This window comes from Polaribacter sejongensis (assembly GCF_038024065.1).
GTDB lineage: Bacteria > Bacteroidota > Bacteroidia > Flavobacteriales > Flavobacteriaceae > Polaribacter > Polaribacter sejongensis.
Window position 1 is genome coordinate 3605243 of the sequence record NZ_CP150667.1, and the last position, 21804, is coordinate 3627046.

Genomic DNA, 21804 nt, shown 5'->3' on the forward strand with positions numbered 1-21804 from the left:
TATAGAAGTGATCTTTTTTCTTGAGATTTGTGATAGGACCTATAATTTATTTAAATGATCTTATTAAAAAATAACTACTCATTTTTAGCGGCTTATTTAATTTTCTCAATATTTACTTCTTGTGTAGAAAATAAAGCAGCGCTTAAGTTAAATGACATACAAGTTATCGGTAGCCATAATTCTTATAAAATCACTATCGAAAAACCACTTTGGAATTACTTATTCTCGCAAGATTCAACAAAGGCAAAATCATTACAATACGGACATGTTTCTATTTTAGAACAATTAAATTTAGGTTTAAGAAATGTTGAGTTAGATGTTTTTTTTGATCCTAAAGGAGGCCATTTCTCTAATCCAAAGGGTCTAGAGTTACTTAGAAATAACGGAGAAACTCCGTTAGCATATGATCTAGAAAATAAATTAGCAGAACCAGGTTTAAAGATGTTTCATGTTCAGGATATCGATTTTAGAAGTCATCACCTTTTATTTAAAGATTGTTTAAAGATGATGAAAAAATGGTCTGATAAAAATCCAAATCACACTCCAATTTTTGTGTTGATGAATACCAAAGATCAAAAAGTAAAAGGAACACGCAACCCTCTTTCTTTTAGTAAAGAAGCTTTTAATGATTTAGATAAAGAAATTTTGTCTGTTTTTTCTAAGGATGATTTAATTACACCCGATTTGGTTAGAGGTAATTCTGAAAGTTTAGAAGAAGCAATTTTAACAAATGGCTGGCCAGATATGGAAGCTGTAAATGGACGCTTTCTTTTTGTGTTAGATGAAAAAACTGAGAAAATTAGTCGGTATTTAGACGGACACGCAGGCTTAAAAGATAGAGTCCTTTTTGTAAATAGTCCAGAAGGAAATCCGGAAGCAGGTTTTAGAATTATCAATAACCCAATTAGAGATTTCGATTATATAAAAGAATTGGTTAAAAAAGGATATTTGGTTAGAACCAGAGCAGATGCAGCAACTAAAGAATCTCGCACAAACGATTATACAAGGTTTGAAAAAGCAAAAGCTTCTGGAGCACAAGTAATATCAACAGATTATTACATTCCAACAAATTTATTTCCATCAACTTTTAAAGTTAGTTTTAAAAATAATACTTACCAACAAATTAAGCAGTAATAGAATATGAAGAATATAAAAAAGATATTAATAGCTTTTATGATGTTTATAGGAATTACCGTTTCTGCACAAAAAACAAGCAAGTTTTCAGTGGTTACAAAAGGAGTAGCTACATCAATTATTTTTGATAAGGATGATGCAAAAGTGGTTGAAATAGCATCAGAAATACTTTCTGAAGATATTTTAAAAGTATCAAATTCTAAAGTATTATTAAATTCAGGCTCTTCAAAAAATGTAATTATTGCAGGAACTATTGGAGAAAGTAAATGGATTGATGATTTAATTTCGAATAATAAAATAGACGTTTCTAAAGTAAAAGATAAGTGGGAAACCTATTCTATTCAAGTAGTAAATAACCCAACAAAAGAAATTGATAAAGCATTGGTTGTTGTAGGTTCAGACAGAAGAGCAACTGCTTTTGGTTTGTTAGAAATTTCAAGAATGATTGGTGTTTCTCCGTGGGAATGGTGGGCAGATGTTACACCAGCTAAACAAAAAGAGCTTGTTTTAAAAGTTGAAGCTAAAATTTATGGATCGCCTTCTGTTAAATATAGAGGTATCTTTTTAAATGATGAAGATTGGGGTTTACAACGTTGGGCAGCCTTAAATTTTGAACCAGAAACTGGAGATATCGGACCTAAAACTTATGCAAAAGTTTTTGAGTTGGTGTTGCGTTTACGTGCTAATACGCTTTGGCCTGCAATGCATTCTTGTACAGCACCATTTTATTCGTATCCTAAAAATAAGCAAGTAGCAGACGATTATGCAATTGTTGTTGGTACTTCTCATTGCGAGCCAATGTTGTGTAATATTAATTCTGAATGGGAAAGTAAAAAAATGGGAGAATGGCGTTATGATAATAACGAAACTAGCATTAAAGAACTTTTTAAGGATAGAACAAAAGAAACGAATGGGTTTGAAAGTATGTATACAATGGGAATGCGTGGAGAGCACGATTCGCCTATGATTGTTGGTGAAGATGACTCAGATTCTCAAATGAAATTATTAGAAAAAGTAGTATCTGATCAACGAAATATTCTAGATTTAAACTCAGGAAAAAATAAAGAAGATGTGCCACAAATCTTTATTCCGTATAAAGAAGTGTTAACCTATTATCAAGGAGGTATGGAGTTGCCAGAAGATATTAGTTTGGTTTGGACAGATGATAATTATGGTTATATACGTCAGTTAAGTACTCCCGAAGAACAATTAAGAAGTGGTGGAGCAGGTATTTATTATCACACATCTTATTGGGGAAGACCTCATGATTATTTGTGGTTAAACTCTACAAACCCTGTTTTAATGTGGGAAGAAATGTCTAAAGCTTATGAGTTTAAGTCTCGTAATTTATGGATTTTAAATTGTGGAGATATAAAACCACACGAATACAATATTGAGCTGTTTTTAGATATGGCTTGGAATATGGATAATTTTAAAGAAAGTACTCAAGTAAAAGAACATCATACAAATTGGGCTTCTAGAGAGTTTGGAAATGAAAATGCGGAAGAAATAACAGCTTTAATGTACAATTATTATCAGTTAGCGTTTCAACGTAGACCAGAATTTATGGCTTGGAGTGAAGTAGAGCCTGTAACTAAATCTGGAAAAACAGAATTAACACAAATTCATTATGCTGATGAGGTGTCTAAAAGAATTGAATCTTACAGTAAATTAATAGATAAAGTAGAAGATTTATATACAGATGTTGCTGTAAATAGAAAAGATGCTTTTTATCAATTAATATATTATCCTGTAATTGGTGCGTCTAGTTTAAATAATAAATGGTTGTACAAATACAAAAATGAATTTGTTGCTAAACAAGGTAGAAAAAGTGCTATTTCTTTTGGACAAAAATCTTTAGATGCTTTTAGTAGAATTGAAAAAGAAACTAATTATTATAATACAAAACTTAATAAAGGAAAATGGAATCATATAATGAATATGGCTCCACGATTTTTACCTGTTTTTTCTAAACCTGTGGTGGCAAGTGCTAGCCAAAACAATAATTTAGCTTTAGGTTTGGCTTTAGAAGGTTATGAAATGGAAATGAATGAAGAAATTATAAATTCATATGCCGACGTTTTACCTGTGTTTAATGCGTATACAAAAAGCACTTATTTTATTGATGTATTTTTAAAAGGAGAAGGAACTTTAAATTGGGAAGCAAAACCAAAAGCAGATTGGATAAAAATTTCTAAAACAAAAGGAACCTTAAATAATGGAAAACTAGAAGAACGACTTTTTGTTACCATAGATTGGGCAAAAGTACCTGTTGGAGATAATAAAAAAGAAGCACCATTAGGGCACGATTTTCAGTTAATACCACCAAGTTTTAAAGTTAATTCGGCAATAGAATTTATCAGTAATAATAAAGTACAAGCTATTGGGGTTTCTGTATTTAATCCGAAATTAAAAGAATTAGAAAACTTTAAAGGATTTGTAGAAGACAAAGGATTTGTTTCTATAAATGCAGAACACTTTTTAAGAAAAAAAGCAGGAAAAAATGCTAATTGGAAAGTTTTAGAAGGTGTAGGATATAGCGGAAATGTAAGTGTTGCATTACCAAGAACAGTAGCATCTGAAGTTTCAATTTCTGCTATTAAAAAAAATAGTCCGGTATTAGAGTATGATTTTTATACCTTTAACTTTGGTAAAGCCAATGTTGTTGTTCAAGCAGTTCCAACACATGCTTTTTATGAAGAGAAAGGCGTTAGATGTGCTGTTTCTATAGATGATGCAGAACCTGTTATAGTAGATTTTCAGACTTTTGGTAGAGATGATGAATGGAAACAAAATGTATTAAAAAATGCAACACAAAAACAAGCAAAACAAATAATTAATAAAGCAGGAAAACATACGTTAAAAATCTGGATGGTAGATCCGGGTGTAATGATTGATCAGGTATTGATTGATTTAGGAGGAAAAAAAGAATCGTATGCTTTTCCGAAGGAAACAAAAATGTAATATAAATGTTTAAAAAAGTATTTCTTTTACTTCTGATTATAAACTTAATAGGTTGTAAACAAAAAGAAAGTGTAGGTTCTAAAAAAGTACAGATTGCTTTTATGGCAGATGTACATTTACAAGATATTTACGGAGAACTTTCGGATTCTGAATACAAAGGAGTTTTTAATCCTAAAACAAATACGTATGCATTGGCAAGAACAATGCAATCTCAATTAGAATCTACTAGATTATTTAATGAAAACTATTTTGCATTTATTGCAGCGTTAGATAATGTGGTAGAACGCGGAATAAAATACGTGGTTTTACCAGGAGATTTTAGTGATGATGGTCAGCCTTTAAACATTAGAGGTTTAAAAAGAATTTTAAAGGAATACGAACAGAAATATAACATTCAGTTTATTGCAGCCACAGGAAATCATGATGTGGTAAAACCTTTTTATCAAGACGCAGGAAAAAAAGATTTTTTAGGCGAAGGAGGCAAAAATCAACCAATATATAGTAAAGAAGGAATGTTTGAATCAGAAAATCCTTCATATTTAAAACCGATTATAACTAAAGATATAGCTAAATTAGGTTACGAAGAAATTCTATCTGAATTAGCCGATTTTGGTTTTTATCCAAAGAAAACAGATGTTTATTGGGAAACTCCTTTTTCTACATATAATTATAAAGATTATAGTTTTAAGAAAGCAAAAGAACAAGCAGATATTTTAAAAAGAAATTATAAAATTCCGCCATATAAAACGGTAATGCCAGATGTTAGTTATTTGTTAGAACCTAAAGAAAATTTATGGTTTTTATCAATAGATGCAAACGTTTATATTCCAAAACAAATGGCAGAAAAGGAATCTGAAGAATCATCTAATTATAACTCGGCAAGTATTGGTTATAATAATGTTTTAACACACAAAAAACACTTACTTACTTGGGTTAAATCTGTGGCAGAAAGAGCAGAGAAATTAGGTAAAACTTTAATTGTTTTTAGCCATTATCCTATGGTAGATTTTAATGATGATGCGTCTGATGATATTAGAGAATTGCTAGGAGAAAATAAAATGCAATTGCATAGAGTACCTAAAGAAGAAGTTGCTAGTTTGTTTGCTAAAGCTGGTGTAAAAGTACATTTTGGAGGGCATATGCATATTAATGATACTGGTGTAAGAAAAGGATTAATCAATGTTCAAATACCATCATTATCAGCATACATTCCTGCCTACAAAGTATTAACAATATCAGAAAATGAGTTTGATGTTGAAACAGTTGTAATTGATAAAGTTTCAAGGTTTAAAGAGTTATTTCCTTTATATGAAATGGAGTTTAATTATTTAAAAGAATCTAAGGCAAAAAATAGCTGGAATAAAGAAATTTTAGAGGTAAATTCTTATAAGGAATTTACCAATTGGCATTTAAAAGAACTAGTAAGATTACGATTTTTGAAAAAAGATTGGCCAAAAGATTTTAAGGATTTCTTTTTAGAAAAAACAGGAGAAGAATTAATGATATTAGCGGGTAAAACTTTAGATATTGATGTTCGATTTTCTGCATGGACAGGTTTTGATATGTTGTTTGATTTGTATCGATTAAGCTCTGCGGATGCTTTAGCAATAGAAGATATTGGTGCGTATAGAATGAAAGAGTATAAGGAGTTAATTAAATTATACAAAGCAAAGTTTATTTTATTAGAAAATCCGACATCATTAGAAATGGAATTCTATCATTTTTGTGTTATTTTCGAAAAGTTTTCTAATGGAGAACCTACTAACCACTTTAAAATAGATTTATCTACTTTAAAAATATCAGAAGTAAATTAATTAAAAATAGAAATCTAAAGAATGATAAAGAAATTATCCCTCTTATTTACATTACTTTCAATACTACATATAAATGGGCAAAGTTTAAATTTTGAACATTATGGTTTAAAAGACGGATTATCTCAAAGTTCTATTAGAAACATTGTTCAGGATAACCATGGATTTCTTTGGATTGCTACTTTTGGAGGAGTCAATAGATTTGATGGTTATGAATTTAAAATGTTTAAAAGCGAGTTTAATGACCCTAATTTTATTCAAGCAAATGAGGTGGTTGATATGGAGTTGGATAGCAAAGAGAATCTTTGGGTAGGTACAACGTTTGGGTTATTTAAATACCATATTCCTACAGGAACTAACAAAACATATAATCATAAATTAGACGATAAAAGTAGTTTGGCAGGCGATGAAATTCGTACTGTATATCTTGATAAATCTAATCGTTTATGGGTAGGAACTAAATTTGATGGTATTAGCTTTTATGATGATGAAAAAGATAGTTTTCATTCTTTAAAAGTAGAAAATGTTAGAAATGTTAGATCAATTCAAGAAGCTCAAGATGGTAGATATTGGTTTTCAACATTTAATAAAGGTATTTTTAGTTTTGAATTATCAGAAAATAATGAACTTGTTGATTTAAAATCTCACAAATTAATAGCAAAAAATCAAAGTGTAATTCCAGAGATTTATTTTTTGTTTGAAGATAAGAAGTTTGATTTATTTGCAGGAACAAAAAAAGGAATTTTTAAGCTTAATAAACTTAAAAATGAATTTGAATTATTACCACAAAAAAACGAGGAAGATTATTTTAGATGTATTACAAAAGGACCAAATGATAATTACTGGTTGGGTACATTAAATGGTCTAATTAAATGTAAAAATATAGAAGGAATTTCTAGTGGAGAGTATGAGCGTTATAACTCTAAGAACACAGAATTACATTCTTTAAGCAATAATTATATATTATCATTATTGTTTGATAAATCTAGTGTTTTGTGGATTGGTACAGAAAATGGATTTGAAAAATATGATGCATATGACAATCAATTTAAGTCTATTTCTAGAAATTTTTCTGATCATTATTCTTTTCCAAATGTAAGTAGTTTTGCAAAAATAATAGGAGGAGAATTATTAGTAGGAACGCATTCAAATGGTTTATATATTAATAAAAATAATGAGTTTAAAAGGATTCTTCCGCAGTATAATAACATTGCATCAATTTACACAGTAGACAATAAAATCTTTTATATTGGGCTGTGGAGTGGACAAATAGTTAAATACAACTATCTAAATAATAAAGAATCTTTAATAGATGTTGGTTTTAAAAACTCTCCAATATTTTCATTTTATAAAATAAATGAAGATGAGTTTTTAATAGGGGCAAAAGGTGAAGGTTTAATATTATATAATTTTAGCTCTAAAAAATCTAGATTTGTTAATAGAGAAAAGTTAGGGAAATTAGATATTAATAAAATAGTAAAAACATCAAACAATATATTTTGGATTGCAAGTGAAGATGGAATTTATAAATTAAACTATGAAACAGAAGAAGCTAAGGTTTACAAATCTGAGGTTAGTGAATTATCTAATGATAGAATTAAAGATATTGTAATTGATAAAAAAGGTAAAGTTTGGGTTGGAACCAGACAGGGTTTAAAATATTATGATCCAATTTCTGATTCTTTTAAAGTTGAAATTGAAAATGTTAATTTACATAAAAACTGGGTTACAGATATTGCAATAGATAGTACTGGTGTAATGTGGTTAAACATGAATTACAATCAATTAGGAAAGTACAACCCAAAAGAAAAAGATTTTAGATTGTTTTATGTAAATAACGGAATTAGATCTAACGCAGAAAATAAGAAAGGGTTTTTGTTATTTGATAATTCTAAAATTTATATTGGAGGAGATAATGAAATTATTTACTTCTCACCTTCAAAATTAAGAGAAAATAAGATTGCTCCGTTACCAATTATTTCCGAATTTAAAATTCAAAATAAAATTATTAATCCAGGTACAGAAGTAAATGGAGAAGTAATTATGTTAGAAGAATTAAACTATAGTAAAAAAGTAGATTTAAGTTATGAAAACAGAAATTTCTCTATAAAATTCTCTGTTCCTTCATTTGTAAAAGAAGGTAGAAATGAATTTAAATACAAGTTAGAAGGTTTAGATGAAGATTGGCATATCGTAAATAATGATTCTAGAACAATTCAGTACGCTAATTTATTTCCGAATGAATATGTTTTAAAAATAAAAGCAGCTAATAATGATGGTTATTGGAGTGAAACTGTTTCGTATTATATAAATATAAAACCTCCATTTTGGCTAACTTATAAAGCATTTTTACTATTAATTCTTGTTTTAAGTGTTTTAGTCTATATGGTTAAAAATCAAATTAGCAATCGTTTAAAATTAAAGAACGCATTGTTAATGGAAAAAGTGAAACGTGAACGTGATGAAAAGTTGAATAATGAAAAATTACGATTTTTCACCAATATTTCTCACGAGTTAAGAACACCATTAACTTTAATATTAGGACCTGTTAAGCAGTTGTTAGAAAAACAAGATAGAAGCGATTACGAGGTAGGTAGAATTAAATTAATAGACCAAAATGCAATGCGATTATTGCAATTGGTAAATCAAATATTAGATTTTAGAAGAGCACAAACAGGAGAATTAAAGTTAAAAGTATCTGCAACGGAAATTGTAAGTAGTACAAAATCTATATTCTCTTCGTTTAATCAATTGGCAGATGACAAGCAGATTAGTTATAGTTTTAATTCAGAATTAGAAAAAATTGAAGGTTGGATAGATGTAGATAAGTACAATAAAATACTTTTTAACTTACTTTCAAATGCTTTAAAATTTACAAAAAATTACGGAACAGTAGATTTGTTTTTAGGTATTTCTGAAGATAAAACAGATAGAATAGTAATTGAGGTTAGTGATGATGGAATTGGCATTCCTAAAAAGAGTCAAGAAAAAGTTTTCGATAGATTTTATCAAGCAACAAATAGTAAAGATAATACTACAGGTACAGGGATTGGCTTGTCGTTAGTGCAGTCTTTAATAAAACTTCATAAAGGAAAAATTACTTTAGAAAGTGAGGTAGATAAAGGAACAACGTTTATTGTTGAAATTCCGTTTTGTAAAGAGAGTTTTTCTAAAAAAGAAATTTTTGAACTTCCTTTAAAACCCGTACAAGAAAAAAGTAAAAAAGTAATTACTAAGGTTAAGCAAAGTACAGAAGTTAAACAAAGAATTTTACTAATAGAAGATAATGTTGAGGTACGTAAGTTTCTGGTAGATTATCTATCTGATTCTTATAAAGTTTATGAAGCTGATAACGGAAAAGAAGGGTTACAAGTCTGTAGAAAAATAAAACCAGACTTATGTGTGGTTGATGTAATGATGCCTATAATGGATGGGTTTAAGTTTGTAGAAGAGTTAAAAGCAGATGAAAACATTAGTAATACAGCCATTGTAATGTTAACAGCACTTTCTGAAAACGAGAATAAAATAAAAGGATATTCTATTGGTGTTGATGGATATTTGGTAAAACCATTTGATGCATCTTTATTAAAAACAAGAATTGAAAATATTTTAAAAATAAGGTTTAATTTAAAGCAACAATTTTCTGGCGAAGTAGAAAGTGATGTAACTGCTTTGGCACATTCTCAAATAGATGTTGAGTTAATTTCTAGATTAACAGAATTAATAAAAGAAAATATATCTAATCCAGATTTATCTTCTACATTTTTGTGCGAACAATTAGCCATGAGTTCTTCTAAACTTTATAGAAAAATAAAACAACTTACAGATTTATCTCCAAACGAATTTATAAGAACAGTTCGTTTAAAAAAATCGGCAATATTATTAAAAACAAAAAATCATAATGTATCAGAAGTGGCAACTATGGTTGGTTTTAACGACCCGTTGTACTTTAGTCGTGTTTTTAAAAAACAATTTGGTTATTCGCCAAGTAAATTAATCAAGTAAAAACTGCGTCCATATTTTTGATTGATTAATCTATATTCTAAAACTTTTTCAAGTCTACATTTGTAAATAGGATACTATTATTTAGTGATAATATATCCTTGATTTTATTTAAAAAAATCAAACTGTAGTGCAAACAATAAGTTAAGGATAGGTAAATAATGAAAGAATCAAAATATAGTATTGGTTGTGATATTGGTGGAAGCCATATTTGCTGTACCATTATCGAAGTAGAGACAGGAAACGTTTTAGAAAAATCATTTGTTAGCATGATGGTTAACCATGCAGAACCTAAAGAGGTTTTAATAGACACTTGGGCAAAAGCAATAATAGCATGTAAAAAACAGCTACCAGAAAACTCTAGTTTTGTAGGCGTGGGAATTGCTATTCCTGGTCCTTTTAATTACGAAGAAGGAATTGGTTTGTTTGATAATTCTAATAAAAAATTCATCCACTTAAAAGACGTAAACGTTAAAGAAGCACTCTCTAAAACTTTAGCATTACCAAAAGATCAAATACAATTTGTTAATGATGCCACAGCCTTTTCTTTAGGGTGTTTTTGGTATGGAAGCGGTAAAGGAAGTAATCAAATGGTTGCAATTACTTTAGGTACTGGATTTGGTTCTTCATTTATTAGCAAGGGAAAAGTTATTGAAGCAGGAAGTACGGTTCCGGAAAATGGATATTTATGGGATAAACCTTTTAAAGAAGGAATTGCAGATGATTATTTTTCTACAAGATGGTTTGTAAATAGTTTTAACGCAGTTTCTGATGAAGAAGTAACAGGCGTAAAACGTATTGCAGAATTAGCAAAGTTAGGAAACACAGATGCAGTTTCATTATTTAATAAGTTTGGTCACAATTTAGCATCTTGCTTATCCGATTACTTACTTAATTTTAATGCAGATGTAGTAGTAATGGGAGGGAATATAGCGGAAGCTTTTGATTTATTTAAACCAAGTTTATATTCAGAATTAAGAATGAGAGGAATAGAAATTCCTTTTAAAGTATCAATCTTAAAAGAAAGTGCAGCTATGTTGGGTGCAGTAACCTTGTTTAAATAAAAAAGATGAATAATAAAAAAGTAAGTACGTTACCAATATTTTTAGCCTTTTTATGTATGGGTTTTGGAGATGTTGTAGGCCCTATGGTAAGTTTAGCAAAAGAAACTTTCGAGTTAACTAATTTTTTAGCAACCTTATTACCTTTTAGTGGATTTTTAATGTTTGGAATATTATCTATTCCAATGGGAATCTATCAAGATAGAAAAGGAAAAAAGAAAGTGTTATTAATAGGCTTGGTAATTGCTTTTATAGGACTTTTAATTCCTATTTTATCAGGAATGTACGGACCAATAATAGATACAGGAACAGTAGATTTACAATCAAAGTTTTACGTTATTTTGGCATCTATATTATTATTAGGAGCAGGAGCAACGGTATTACAAGTTTCTGGAAATCCAATAATGAGAGATGTATCTGCACCAGGAATGTTTTCTAGTAATTTATCATTAGGACAATCTATTAAAGCAATTGGTTCTTCTTTAGGATTCTTATTACCGCCCTTCGCTGTTATGGCAGGTATGGATTGGACTTTATTATTCCCAATTTACGCAGTACTTATTTTAATTACCACAGGGTGGATCAGTAAATTAAAAGTAGAAGAAGTTAAACATGAAGACGAAACGCCTGCATCATTAGCAAGTTGCTTGTCTTTATTAAAGAATAAATATGTGTTAATGATGGTGTTTTCTATATTTGTTTATGTAGGAGCAGAGGTATCGATGAGTTCCGGAATACCAATTTTATTAAAAGAAGAATTTGGTATAGAAGGTTTTAGTTTATGGTTAAGTTGGGCATTATTTTTCTTGCCAATATTAATTGGTCGGTTTTTAGGAGCCGCAATTTTAACAAAAATTAAACCAATTAAGTTCTTATTTGTAACGGTAATTTTATCAATATTAGGTGTGTTGTTATTAATTTTAGGGAACACGTTAATAGCTTATATTGGTATTATTTTGGTGGGTTTAGGGTTTGCAAATATTTTTCCTTTAGTATTTTCTATAACGGTAGATAAGTTGCCAGAAAGAGCAAACGAATTAAGTGGGTTAATGGTAACAGCAATTGTAGGTGGTGCTTTTATACCTCCAATAATGGGGTTTGTAGCCGATTCTTCTAGTGTTTTATTAGGTTTTTTGGTGCCATTAGTTTGTTTAATATATATATTGTTTTCAACGATAGTTGCTTCTAAAAAATAAGTTAATTTAATAGAAAGAAAAAATTTTTCTAAACGAAATAATTTTAGATAAAAAGTTCTGTGTTTAATTACACTGAACTTTTTTTTGTTTTTATAAAGAGATAATAGACCTACTTATAATTTCGACGGAATTAAAAAATGAGTTTCAATTTGATAATTTATGTGTGTATTTTTTAATAAAATAACATTTTTGTTTAATTATTTTCCTTAAATCATCTTTTTTGATATTTATATGATAATTTGGTCTATGAAAGATAAATAGTTTGCTTAATATATTGTGTTGCGGTTACAAGATCTTTAATAAAGTAAAAAAATAGAGTAAAATTTATGCAAGAATATGGAGAATTAGCATTGGCTTTGGTAGCAAAAAACAATCTTAATACATCTGCGATAAATCAAGTAATAGAAACAAGTGAAAGTAATATTTTTCCTGTAGAAAAAACGGATGCATTAATTTGGAAGGAATTAAAGAATGGTAAGAAAACAGCTATAGAAGAGCTTTATAATAGATACGTAAATATATTATTTTCTTATGGTATGTATCATTCAAAAGATAGGGGCTATGTTATGGATTGTATTCACGATTTATTTGTAGACTTATATAAATACAAAAACAAGCTTTCTAAAACAGATAATGTTAAGTATTATCTTTTTAAATCCTTAAAAAGGAAAATTAATAAAAAGTATCATAAAAAAAATACTTCTGTTTCTTTAGATGATTTTGATTATGAAATTGATGCTATGAATAAAAAGCATTCAGATTCTTGTGAGAAACACATTATAACAGAAGAAGGTATTTCCGAAAGAAACTCAAGGTTAAGAAATGCTATGAAAACCTTAAGTGATAGTCAAAGAAAAGTTTTGAGTTTAAAATTTGAGCAAGAAAAATCTTACGAAGAAATTTCGATGATTATGGAGGTTTCTATTGAATCTGCTAGAACGTCTGTTTATAGAGCAATTAAAGCATTAAGAAAATTAAATTTCAGTGTTTTATTACTACAATTATCTTTTTGTTTTTTATAAAAAACACATTTTAACGTCTATAAAAAACTGAAAACGTGCTATTAATAATATAGCAGTCAAATAAAGTTTTTAAACTAATAATAAAGAATATAAAAAGATCATGAAAGTTAATGAATCTAATAAAGTTAAGATTTTACCAATTACAGAATTGGAAAAAACGGCTTTAAAGAATAAAATTTTTAATTCTGTTGATAATCTTAGCTATAGAAAAAGAAATAGAAGAAATAAAGGTTTAGTAATGAGTCTTGCTTTTTCTTTAGTTTTTTTGATAGGTATTGTTTTATGTTATCAAAAAGAACCTAATAGTTCTATTACAGATTTTGTAAATACATCAAAATTGGTAGATTTTAATAAAACTGATGAAGTTGTATTGGTTTTAGGAAATGGAGAAAATTTAAAAATAGAAAAAAAGGATAGTAATATAAATTATTCTAAATCAGGAAAAAAATTAACAATAGGAGAAGATACCGAAATAGAACAAGAAACCTCTAAAAATAGTAAAGTAGCATACAATACACTTATTATACCTTATGGTAAACGATCTAAAATAAATCTTTCAGACGGAACGATTGTTTGGTTAAACTCTGGTTCTAAATTAATATATCCGTTAGTTTTTAATGGAGATAGAAGAGAGTTGTATTTAGAAGGAGAGGCTATTTTTGATGTTGCTCATGATAAAAAACATCCTTTTATTGTAATGTCTAAAGAGCAGGAAGTTAAAGTTTTAGGAACTGTTTTTGGAGTAACAAGTTATCCGGAAGAAGGAGAAATTAATACGGTTTTAAAAAGCGGAAGTGTGCAAATTAGTTATCATAACGATCCTAAATTAAATCATTATTCAGATAAAATTAAAATTACACCTGGTACAAAAGCAACATATAATAAAGAAACTAAGGGTATTGTATCAGAAAAAGTGAACGTAAATAATTATTTCTCATGGAGAGATGGTGTTTTAATCTTTAAAAATAATGATTTGAGTTATGTTATGAATAGAATTTCTAGATACTATAATTTAAAAGTAGATATTAAAAATAAAAATTTAGCTAAAGAAAAGTTTTCTGGATATTTAGATTTAAACGAAAGCATAGATAAAGTGGTTAAAAATATTAGTGCAAGTACAAATATGAAATATACTTTAGAAGAAGGTATAATAATAATTAATTAAACAAAAAGAATTTATGAAGTGAACTACTATTATTTCAATTAGTAAAAGGCCAGAAGATGCGCCAACATCTTCTGGCTTATTTTAATCACATTGCTGTAGAGAACAGCAAAATTTAATAATCAAAACAAAAATATGAAAAAAAACTCACGCAAAGGAATTTTAATACTTATGAGAATATTTCTATTATTAATTAGTTTGGGAATCACAGCAGGTAACATGAATCCGCTGATGGGACAAACGAAAATAAATATTGATGTAAAAGGAATATCAATAGAAGAATTTTTTAAAGAAATTCAAGGGTCAAGTGATTACATGTTCTTTTATAAGGATGATGTTTTAAACACAAATAAAAAAGTATCAATAAAACTTAATGAAGCAAATATTATTAAGGTTTTAGATAAAGCTTTTTCAAAAACCAATTTAAGTTATAAGGTTGACGGAAAACAAGTTATTGTTAAAAAAACAAAACAAAAACCAACTATTGCTTTAATTAATAATCAAGTAAAACAAGAAAAGGTGGTTACTGGTTTAGTCGTAGAATCAGAAGGTTTTACTTTGCCTGGTGTAAGTGTTCATGTAAAAGGAACCTCTACAGGAACTGAAACCGATTTTGATGGTAAATATTCTATTAAAGTACCAGCTGGTGCTGTTTTAGAGTTTTCTTATATAGGTATGATAAAACAAACTGTAACAGTTGGAGATAAAACGGTTATAGATATTAAAATGGAAGAAAGTACTGCTTCTTTAGAAGAGGTAGTTATTGTTGGTTATGGTTCTTTAAAAAAAGAAGAATTAACGGGTTCTGTTGCAGTAATGAAAGGGACAGAATTAGAGCAAGCGCCAACATCTTCTTTTGAACAATCTCTAAGAGGTGGAGTAGCAGGTATACAAGCAAGTGCTCTTGATGGGGCACCAGGATCAAATACAGAAATTAGAATTAGAGGTATTGGATCTATTAATGCATCTAGTGAGCCTTTATATGTTATAGATGGTATTCCTATTCAAGCAGGTAGCCAGTCTACAAATGATAATGATGGAGCCAGTTCTAATGTAATGGCGTCTATCAACCCAAACGATATTGAAAGTATTAGTATCTTAAAAGACGCTGCTTCTACAGCAATTTATGGATCTAGAGGTGCAAATGGTGTTATTTTAATTACTACAAAACAAGGAAAAACGGGTAAAGCAACTATAGAATTAAAAACATTAACAGGGTTTAATTCTCAAGCATCAAAAAATATTTTAAAACCTTTAAATGCAGCTCAGTATAAAGAATTATATATTGAAGGTTATGTAAATTTAGGACTTACAGAGGCAGAAGCTCAAACACAATTAGATAATTATTATACACAACAAATCGATCCTTCAACAGGTGAAGCTACAGATACAAACTGGTTAGACGCTATAACAAGAACTGGCGTTACACAAAGTTATGATTTAAGTATAAGAGGAGCTACCGAAAAAGTTAAATACTTTATGTCTGGTGGTTTTATGGAGCAAGGAAGTTATATTATAGGATATGATTTTTCTAGATTTAGTGGTAGAACTAATTTAGAATATAAAGCAAGTAAATATTTAACAATATCTAATAACATATCAATTGCAAATATTACATCTACAACTGCACCAGATGCAGGTTCTTGGAACAATCCGTTTAAGAGTACTTTAGAGCTATCTCCATTAATTCCTATTTATGACGAGGAAGGTTTATACAATGCAGATCATTTAGCATATTTTCCAATAGGAAGTAATCCTGTAGGAAGTTTAAGTGGAGACGATTTATGGGAAACAAAAACAAGTAGAATTATTGATAATTTAGCATTTACAGTTACTCCTATAAAGAATTTAATATTTAGATCTCAATGGAATTTTGATATTTTAAGCGTTAACGAATCTACTTATTATAATAGACGTTACGGAACCGGATATGATACAAATGGTTATGCTTATGAAGCAAATACAACCAACAAAACATGGGTAGGTACACAAACGTTAGATTATAGTTTAACATTAAACGATAGTCATAATTTAAACTTTCTAGCAGGTTATGAAGCGCAACAAACCGTACGTGAATCATTTTCTGCTTCAGGTTCAGATTTTCCTAACGATGTAGTTAAAACACTAAGTACAGCAGCAGCAGAATATGCAGTTTCTGGTACAAAAACAGAGTATACTTTTAACTCTATGTTCTTAAGAGCAAACTATAATTTTAATCATAAATATTACCTTTCTAGTAGTGTAAGACGTGATGGGTCATCAAGATTTGGTGCAGATAATAGATATGGAACATTTTATTCTGTAGGAGCAAGTTGGAATATGTTTAAAGAAAAATTTATTAATAATATTTCTTTTATCGATGTTCTTAAATTAAGAACATCTTATGGTTTAACAGGTAATGCAGCTATTGGTAATTTTGCTTCCTTAGGATTATATGGTTATGGTGATGATTATGATGGCTCTCCAGGAGGTACTCCTCAACAACTTGAAAATCCAGAACTTACATGGGAAACTCAAGAGAATTTTAATATTGGGTTAGATTTTGGTCTTTTTGGTAAAATTAATGGTACTGTAGAGTATTTTGATAGACAATCTTCAGATCTTATTTTAGATGTTCCTATTTCTCCAACAACAGGGTTTACAGAATTAACACAAAACTTTGGATCTATGTCTAATAAAGGCTTAGAGATTACTTTAAATGCAAACATTATTAATAATAAAGATTTTAGATGGAGTGTTGGTTTTAATACAACTTTTATTAAAAATGAAATTACAGATTTAGATGAAGATTATACAAGCGGAGCTTTTAGAAGACAAGTAGGACAAGATTTTCAGTCTTTTTATATGTATGGTTGGGCGGGTGTAGACCAAACAAACGGAGATGTACAATATTTTACAGATGCTAGTGAAACTACCATAACAAATGATATTGGAGATGCAGAGCGTTATTTATCGGGTAAGTCTGCAACACCAGATTTTTACGGTGGTTTTAATACTTCTTTTTCTTACAAAGGCTTTAGCTTAAATGCTGGTTTTATGTATTCTTCTGGTAATTATTTGTTTGATAGTAGAGCAAAAGGATCTTTAGGAGATGGTAGATTAACACCAAGAAGTACTGCAACTTATGTTTACGAAAATAGGTGGGTAGAAGGTAAAACAGATGCTTTATTTCCAAAGTTTCAATGGGGAGGACAATCTGGTAGTAATCAAGGTAATGTTACAAGATGGTTGTACGATGGTAGTTTTATTCGTTTAAAAGATTTAACACTAGCATATGATGTTCCTGAAAAAGTAGCATCATTATTACACCTTAGTTCTGCAAGAATATACGCAAGAGGTACAAACTTATTAACGTTTACTAAAGATAAAGATTTGTATATAGATCCAGAACAATCTATAAGCGGAAGTTATAATGGTTTAACACCAGCGATGAAAACTATTTCTGTAGGACTAGATATTAAACTGTAATTTAAAAAGAAACTCATGAAAAAATATAATAAAATATTACTATTGATTATGGTAGGGTTCTTCTTATCATGTTCAGAATCATTTTTAGAACTTACTCCTCAATCTTCAGTTGCAAACGAAGAGGCTATTACAAATTTAGAAGATTTAGAAACTTCTATTACAGGTGTGTATGACGAAATTCAAGGAGCATATTATTATGGTAGATACATGTTTATGGTTCCAGATGTTTTATCTGATGATGTAAAACAAAATTTATCAGCAAATAGAATTGTAGACTATGCAGAACACGTTCAAAACGTATCTGATGGTCAGGCTAATGCCTTATGGACTGGAATGTATTTTGCAAATAATGCCTTAAATAATATTATTAATTCTGATGTAGAAGTTACAGCATCATCTCAAGCTAGTAAAGAACATATTTTAGGAGAAGCACACGCTTTAAGAGGTTTAATCTATTTTGATTTGGTAAAGTTGTTTGCGCAACATTATACATTTACATCAGATGCAAGTCATGCGGGAGTGCCTTTAATTTTAGAGTTTGACCCAACATTAGAACCATCAAGAAATACTGTAGAAGAGGTTTATAATCAGGTAATTTTAGATATGACCACGGCTTTATCTTTAATGAGTGATACCTCTAGAAGCTCAAATTCTAGCACATTATCAGCCACATCTGTCAAAGCTTTATTGTCTAGAGTTTATTTGTATAAAGAAGATTGGGCAAATGCAGAAGAAATGGCTACCGATGTAATTAATGCAGGTTATAGTTTGGTTGATAATGACAATTATGCAACATTATGGGATAACGATAATACTTCTGAATCGATTTTTGAAATTTCTATGACAGAATCAGACAACGTAGGAGGTAACGGTATTGCTGGTTTATACATTTCTGCAGCAGCAGGTGGTTACGGAGATTATTTACCATCTAATGACGTTGTTTCTTTATATGATGCAGACGATGTAAGAATGGGGAATTTTGTGATAGATGAAAACTTAGCAGGAGATTATGCACCTTATAGAGTAGATAAATACTCACATGTTTTGGGGTATGATAATGTAAAAATTGTACGTCTTGCAGAAATTTATTTAATAAGAGCAGAAGCAAGAGCTCAAATAGGTACAGATATCACTGGATCTCAAGAAGATTTAGATATAATTCGTAAGAGAGCGCTTCCTACAGCAATAAGTACAACGAGTATAGGAGATGATTTAATAGACGCTATTTTTCTAGAAAGAAGACTAGAGCTTTGTTTTGAAGGACAAAGATTATGGGATTTAATGCGAAGAAAAAAAGATATTGTAAGAACAAATTGTACATCTAGTACTTGTTTTATTTCTTATGCAGATGATACCAATGTATTGCCAATACCACAGGATGAAACAGATGTAAATCCTAATATAGAGCAAAACCCAGGATACTAATTATATAATTATCCCCCAATAAATATTTAAAGCACACATTGATAAAAGTAAAAGTTGTTTTCAATGTGTGTCTTTAATTTATGACAGTCAACAATTCTTTATAGTTAGCGTTTTGGGTTGTCTTTCTGTTCATGTAAATTCAATTATAAAAAATAAAATATTTTGGAAAAAAATCGTAGAAATTTAATAAAATTATTATCAATTGGTACAATTTTTCCTACTCAGATAGCAAGTACTTTTGCATCAATATTAGAATCTGTTGATATTAATCCGAATCAAAAACTATCTAATAACTTGATAACAAGTCTTAAAGACACTAAAATAGAAGAGTTGTATAAAAAAGCAATGATTATTGATGGACTTATTATTCCGAAAGGATGGAATAAAGATTCTTTTGATGCTTTAGCAAAAACGGGATACTCTGGTTTTGGTACCTCTTTACTTTCTGGAAATTTAAAATCAGCTTTAAAAAATATAAAAGAATGGGATAATCGTATTAAAAACAATTCGGATGTATTAATAAAAGCAACAAGTGCGGCAGATTTTATCCGAGCTAAAAAAGAAAATAAAACAGCTGTTTTATACGGGTTTCAAAATGCTACAATGATGGAGAAATCTATAAAAAACCTCGATACTTTATATGATGCTGGTACACGCTGGATTCAATTAACCTATAATCAAAGAAATTTGTTGGGTGATGGAAGTACAGAACGTACAGATTGTGGATTATCAGACTTTGGAATTGAAGCCATAGAGCGTATGAACGAACTTGGTATTATGATTGATTTATCGCATTGCGGAAAAGAGACAACCAACGACGGAATTAAATTTAGTAAAACCGGAGCATGTTTTAATCATACAATGTGTGAGTCTTTGTATAAAAACCATCCAAGATCTAAAACCGATGCGCAAATAAAAGCCATGGCAGATAAAGGCGGTATTATGGGCGTAATTTGTTTAGGGTATATGATAGGCCCCGAATTAGGTACAAAAACAACCTTAGAAACTTATGTAGATCATATAGATCATGTTGTTAAAATTGCAGGAATAGATCATGTTGGTGTTGCTGCAGATTTTGCAATACAAGGTTTACAGGCAACAGGAGCAACAAGAGAAAACTGGTACGAACCAAGATTAACAAGGTTTAAACCTTCTTATAAAGTACAATGGCCACCTTGGATTCCGGAATTAGATAAGCCAGATCGTTATTTACAAGTAGCTAAGATTTTAGATAAAAGAGGTTATAGCACTGGTGATATAGAAAAAATATTAGGTTTAAATTGGTTAAGATATTTTAAGGACACTTTAAAATCTTAATAATTTAACATAAATAAGATGTCTATAAAAAGAGACTTATTTACTTACAATAGTATACTTAAACTAATTAATAGCTAAATTATGAAGTACATATTATTTGCACTTTTTACAAGTTGCATGCTTTCTGGTTACTCTCAAAAATCAAAATTTTATAATAGTAATAGAACTATTCTGGGCATCCATAAAGAACGAACAGCTTCTATGGGAATTGGTGATATTGATGGTGATGGTGATTTAGATGTTGTTATTGCTAATGGTAGGCATTGGCCAGGACAAAATAAAATATTTATAAATAATGGTCGCGGAATTTTTACAGTTTCTAAAAATTTAGGAACAGAACAAGAAACAAGTTACTCTACAGAGCTTGCAGATTTTAATGGCGATGGATATTTAGATATTGCTGTTGGTAATGATATGGCACCTAATTACATTTTTATAAACGATGGTAAAGGAAATTTTACCAAAGGCGCTAGTTTTGGCGCAAAATATAATCCTACAAGAAATATTGTTGTTGCAGATTTAGATAACGATGGCGATATGGATATTTTAATAACCAATAGAGGAAGTGAAAACGAGATTTGTTTAAATAACGGAAAAGGTGTTTTTACAGAGGTTATTGGGTTTGGAAACAAAAAAGATTCTACCATAGATGTTGAGGTTGCGGATATGAATGGTGATGGCTATTTAGATTTAATTTTAGCAAATAGAGATGACCAACCAAATTATGTTTATTTAAACGACGGGAAATTAAACTTCAATGAAAAAATCCCTTACGGAACTGGTAATGATGTTACAAGATCTGTAGCAGTTATAGATATTGATAAAGATGGTTATAAAGACATTATTACTGCAAATATAGGCGAGCCTAATGTTATTTATTTTGGAAGTAAAAAAGGAACATATGAACGTAAAATTGTTTTTGATACAAGTTCAGATAAATCATATTCTTTATCTATTGGCGATTTAAATGGTGATGGAGAAACAGACATTATTATAGGAAATACTGGGTCACCAAATAATGTTTTTATCAATTCTAATAACGGCACAAGTTGGACTAAAATTCAGTTAAATGACGAGAAATTTAGTACATATGATATTTTATCATTTGATTTAAATGGTGATAAAAAACTAGATATTATAGAAAGTAATTCAGGCGAATTAAATCAATTTTACTTTAATAAATTCACTCCAAAATTTCCTTGATTTTAATCAAGATTGATATTTATAACTCTTAAAAAATAT

The 21804-nt window shown here is 29.3% G+C and carries 12 protein-coding genes; all 12 read left to right on the forward strand.

All coding sequences use genetic code 11. The annotated features are described in order from the left end of the window. Positions 1-54: 54 nt before the first annotated feature. Positions 55-1134: a phosphatidylinositol-specific phospholipase C1-like protein gene (locus WHD08_RS14760; protein WP_208890295.1), complete on the forward strand. Its 1080-nt coding sequence runs from the start codon at positions 55-57 to the stop codon at positions 1132-1134. 6 nt (positions 1135-1140) lie between these two features. Next, entirely contained in the window at positions 1141-4098 is a 2958-nt protein-coding gene (locus tag WHD08_RS14765) for a glycosyl hydrolase 115 family protein (RefSeq protein ID WP_208890294.1), read from the forward strand. A gap of 5 nt (positions 4099-4103) precedes the next feature. Further along, positions 4104-5912 carry a metallophosphoesterase family protein gene (locus tag WHD08_RS14770; protein ID WP_208890293.1) on the forward strand — a complete coding sequence of 603 codons (1809 nt, stop codon included), beginning with the start codon at positions 4104-4106 and terminating at the stop codon, positions 5910-5912. A 21-nt stretch (positions 5913-5933) separates the two neighbouring features. Next, positions 5934-9914 (forward strand): hybrid sensor histidine kinase/response regulator transcription factor, encoded by a 3981-nt coding sequence (locus WHD08_RS14775; protein WP_208890292.1) that lies wholly within the window; start codon positions 5934-5936, stop codon positions 9912-9914. 158 nt (positions 9915-10072) lie between these two features. Beyond that, positions 10073-10975 carry an ROK family protein gene (locus WHD08_RS14780; protein ID WP_208890291.1) on the forward strand — a complete coding sequence of 301 codons (903 nt, stop codon included), beginning with the start codon at positions 10073-10075 and terminating at the stop codon, positions 10973-10975. Between the two features lie 5 nt (positions 10976-10980). Next, positions 10981-12168: an MFS transporter gene (locus WHD08_RS14785; RefSeq protein ID WP_208890290.1), complete on the forward strand. Its 1188-nt coding sequence runs from the start codon at positions 10981-10983 to the stop codon at positions 12166-12168. A gap of 326 nt (positions 12169-12494) precedes the next feature. Further along, positions 12495-13190 (forward strand): RNA polymerase sigma factor, encoded by a 696-nt coding sequence (locus WHD08_RS14790; RefSeq protein ID WP_165732108.1) that lies wholly within the window; start codon positions 12495-12497, stop codon positions 13188-13190. Positions 13191-13290: 100 nt separating this feature from the next. After that, the gene (locus WHD08_RS14795) at positions 13291-14355 is read left to right on the forward strand and encodes a FecR family protein (protein ID WP_208890289.1); all 1065 of its coding nucleotides are present in this window, start codon (positions 13291-13293) and stop codon (positions 14353-14355) included. A 168-nt stretch (positions 14356-14523) separates the two neighbouring features. Further along, on the forward strand, positions 14524-17820 hold the full coding sequence (locus WHD08_RS14800; protein ID WP_340832887.1) for a TonB-dependent receptor: 3297 nt from the start codon (positions 14524-14526) through the stop codon (positions 17818-17820). Between the two features lie 15 nt (positions 17821-17835). Continuing rightward, entirely contained in the window at positions 17836-19245 is a 1410-nt protein-coding gene (locus WHD08_RS14805) for a RagB/SusD family nutrient uptake outer membrane protein (RefSeq protein ID WP_208890287.1), read from the forward strand. 162 nt (positions 19246-19407) lie between these two features. Continuing rightward, positions 19408-20562 carry a dipeptidase gene (locus WHD08_RS14810; protein ID WP_208890286.1) on the forward strand — a complete coding sequence of 385 codons (1155 nt, stop codon included), beginning with the start codon at positions 19408-19410 and terminating at the stop codon, positions 20560-20562. A gap of 81 nt (positions 20563-20643) precedes the next feature. After that, a complete protein-coding gene (locus tag WHD08_RS14815; protein WP_244183299.1) occupies positions 20644-21765 on the forward strand; it encodes an FG-GAP repeat domain-containing protein in 1122 nt (373 codons plus the stop codon). Positions 21766-21804 lie beyond the last annotated feature (39 nt).